General features: G+C 46.6%; 5 protein-coding genes. All 5 read right to left on the bottom strand.

Annotated features, from left to right (window positions below):
- Nucleotides 1-42 precede the first annotated feature (42 nt).
- Nucleotides 43-453, bottom strand: a complete 411-nt coding sequence (locus AC54T3_RS17265; RefSeq protein WP_496626547.1) for a hypothetical protein — start codon at nucleotides 451-453, stop codon at nucleotides 43-45.
- Complete coding sequence (locus AC54T3_RS17260) at nucleotides 453-797, bottom strand: hypothetical protein (protein ID WP_496626546.1); 345 nt, start codon at nucleotides 795-797, stop codon at nucleotides 453-455. The genes AC54T3_RS17265 and AC54T3_RS17260 overlap by 1 nt, the downstream gene beginning before the upstream one ends.
- Nucleotides 798-980: 183 nt before the next feature.
- Entirely contained in the window at nucleotides 981-2513 is a 1533-nt protein-coding gene (locus tag AC54T3_RS17255) for a hypothetical protein (protein ID WP_496626545.1), read from the bottom strand.
- 137 nt (nucleotides 2514-2650) lie between these two features.
- Nucleotides 2651-2887 (bottom strand): hypothetical protein, encoded by a 237-nt coding sequence (locus AC54T3_RS17250; RefSeq protein ID WP_323685888.1) that lies wholly within the window; start codon nucleotides 2885-2887, stop codon nucleotides 2651-2653.
- A gap of 4 nt (nucleotides 2888-2891) precedes the next feature.
- Nucleotides 2892-3128 carry a hypothetical protein gene (locus AC54T3_RS17245; protein WP_323685887.1) on the bottom strand — a complete coding sequence of 79 codons (237 nt, stop codon included), beginning with the start codon at nucleotides 3126-3128 and terminating at the stop codon, nucleotides 2892-2894.
- Nucleotides 3129-3434: the final 306 nt, after the last annotated feature.

Raw genomic sequence — 3434 nt, 5'->3', positions numbered from 1 at the left:
TCGCCAGAAGATGACTATAGATTACAATAGGTTGACATCACCTTAAAAGGGCTGCACTAAACCATCAACGGTCTCTTCTGTTGGTTTTGACTTTCCTTTTTGGTGAGTTATTTCTAATTCCTTATTTTGAACTTCAATTGTTTCGTAATTTACATAACCTGAAGAAGATGCGAATTGTACCTGGACACTAAGCCTTAAGTGTTTTAACGCTTCTCCCCATTCTTTATATGCTTCCTTGGTATCATGAATTGTATCGCCTTCGTGAAAATCATATAGCCGACCCTGCGTCCATAGCATTTCTTTTTTCTTTGCAAACATTCTTGGCGTCAATTTAATATCAAGCGCTTCCCTAAATGCCTCTGGAACAGCCATTTTCCAGCCAAGAGCAAATCCATCCTCAAAGTTTGCAATAAGAGCATATCCTCTATCATCTCTCCTAGCTTCAATTTCCACTATTTCAAACCCTCTTTCATTAGTCGAGCAATTTTTTCTTTTTGATTTTTAACATTTTTCTTTGCCAATTCGAGCGCTTTTTCAGATTCTCGAAGTTCTTGAACCAAATCTGGATAGCCGGATTCAGAAATCCATTTTGTTACCTTACTGAAGTTATCCCTTTGCTCTTCATCATAAAGGATTCGTTCATCGGCTAATACAATTGCCATCTTATGTTTGCAATATTTACCCCATTCACCAGCGGGGCAATCACAGAAAATTGCTAGGCCAGATTCTGTTGATAAAACTGCTACTGCATACGGATCATCTCTGCTACTACTTTTTACGAGTATTGTTGTTTCCATATGCACTTTTCTTCTTGATGCCTAACGACCAAGATAAGCGGCCCCGCGCGGTACAGGGCTGAAGACGAAGCTCCGACGTTTCACGCGGGGTCCGCTTGAACGCCTTGTTGGATGGCGGTATCGCTGAGTTTCAAGCGGGTACTGATGATGTGTAAAACTGTCTTGGTTCAAGTTTTCTTCTGCCTACATAGTCCACTTCTTCTTCAGGATCTCGCCGCTTTGCATGAATACTCTACTCGTACGATGCACGATCCTAGGTCTCTCTGTACGCTTATGTTCATGTTCTAGGCTCACCTCTGGAACTAGATCCCCGACCTGTCGAGCTGAGTAGAGTTCGTCGGCTCTTCGCACGTCTTCGTCGGAGACGAAGGTGGAGTGTAGGTCATGCCTTGAGATGCGAAGGCCTTCGCGCGGAGATCGCTTATCGACAGGCAGGACTTTCAGCTTATCTAGCTGCAGTCCGAAGGTCTCCATGAACTCGTGTCTAATCGTGTTGCATCGATCTGTATCCACAAGATACCCGTCGGCTTTCTCTGGATGCACACGATTTTTTTTGGCGAATGCCAAATCACCAGGCTCCCAAAAGGGAAGACCTACGTCTTGGGCGTTATCTGCCATTCGCCTCGGAAGCACAACTTCATCCACTTCAAGGAGAAATCTATACTTAGGCAAATTTAATCCGTCGATCAATTCCGCTGTATTAGCAGATGGAGCCCGATCTAGCTCATAGTGCTCCACTGACATGCCTCGTACATTCACCATGACATTTGGCTCACAAAGAACAGATGCGAAGCCTTCTACCGGACTATTTGCGGCATTCGAACTACCAACCGAGGATAATGGCGTAGCATTAAATGTAGACACGTGGCAGAAAATAAGAACCGGATGTTCGGATTGCTCAAGTTCTTTCGCTGAGCCCCATGCAAGAATAATAACGCCTGCGTTCCCATTATTCCAAAGCAATTCTCCATCAGGAGACTCTCGCCGGATTTGAGCATAGATCGAAGAACCTTTGAGGCTGGCCCACGAAGAAGGCGATTTCTGCCTCCAATCTTCGATAGCTAGTATGGCGACAATTTCCTCAAGTTGGTCACTACCTGGACTCTCGCAAGCGAGCGTCATCCATTGTTCGAATAGGGGTTGATTGGGTTTAGTTGCATCTAGGCAAGAATGAAGGTTCCAGCACGCGATCAGATTACGATTTATACTGCCTCCCAAGTCGTTGGAGCTTCCATCGACATGGCCTTTGACGTATGGTAACTCGATATAAAGAGATGCTTCGGCATTCTGTCCTAGCATCCCAACTCCACCCAGTGCTCCACCAGTCCAGTTATGTGAGCCAATCAAGATGATTGCCTTTTCTTCCCCGACAAGCTTGATGTAAGCGAGTTTACTATGGACTAAGCTAACCATGGGTTCCCCTCGGTCCTTCCGCTTACAAGGGTCTAAGAAATATTTTAGATGTGGTTCGGGAGTGCCGACAGCTTTTTGAAGTTCAATGAGAGGCTCAAACCCCGTTGCGCATGCAAGCGAGGATACGCCAAATGATCGATCATCGCGCAGCACCCGCGCGAGCTTTTTTTGGCCAATTGCCTGAATCCCACGGCTACTAACATAGCCGACTACAAAGCGGGCGAACTCCGCCTGATCAAGCGCCTGTTGCAATATTTTTAGGTAATCGCCAGCGACGGGTTGCGCGCTTAGGAGTTTCGCCATCTTCGTGCTCATTCTCTTGTTTGGGACTGCGACAATTTCTCGTCCATCCAACGCCATGCTCAGCCGAGCCGGTTGAGCGAGAGCGAAACTGGCTTCGGCTGGAGCACCGTGTTAGGCCGACAATTGATTTACTGTGGTCACGCCGCGCGGAAAAGCGCTTGTTCCAAAGCCATGGGAATACTCAAAGGGTAAAAGCGATCCTTGGCGTATGCATAATCCTCGCCGCTTTCGTCGATGACCCGAAAATATCCATGAGATGCCGCGCTTTCGTCGGTCAAAATTTCATAGATTTTTCCGATTTCCAGTGACGCTGGATATCCGTCGTTGTTGATGCAGACCGCAAAAGTTGAACTTTCTGTGTGGGGGGTATTCATAATGCTAGTCAAAAAGCGGTAATTTGAGTTTGAATTCTTTCTTGCCGATGCCGTGAGCCTCGTACCAATGGATCTCAGCTGTATGAACAGTGCCGTCTAACAAACGGACGGCTGCAAAACCTTTCAATTTTCTCCATTTGCCGCGCCCGTATTGTCTGTTCAACCTCGTCAAATCTCGAATTCCCGTTCCGGTCGCAATTGGCTGAATTTCCCTTATGCTACCGACGATTTCGAAATCCATAGTAGAGTCAACAAGTGTTCTTTATTATTGCCTAACGTTATGCTCAGCCGCGCGCGCCTTTGGCGCGTCGGCTGAAGCTATTTGTTGGGCAAATTTTCTCTTGATAGGATATATTCAAGCTCATCTTTATAAGGCATTACTGGTTGGTATAATTGAACAAAAGCTCTTCCAACCGCCCCGCTAAATAAGTGGAGTTTTGGCTTAGATGAACCACATTGCAGAATGTGTGGCGTAGCGATTCCAGGGTACGGATCAGCCCTTTTAAGGTGACCGTCGAGAACGGGCTGCCGCTTGCGCCAAGAGTTT

The organism is Halochromatium sp. NSM3 (assembly GCF_059621085.1).
The sequence above is the reverse complement of the archived record's forward strand: the minus strand, read 5'-3'. Positions and strand labels throughout refer to the sequence as shown.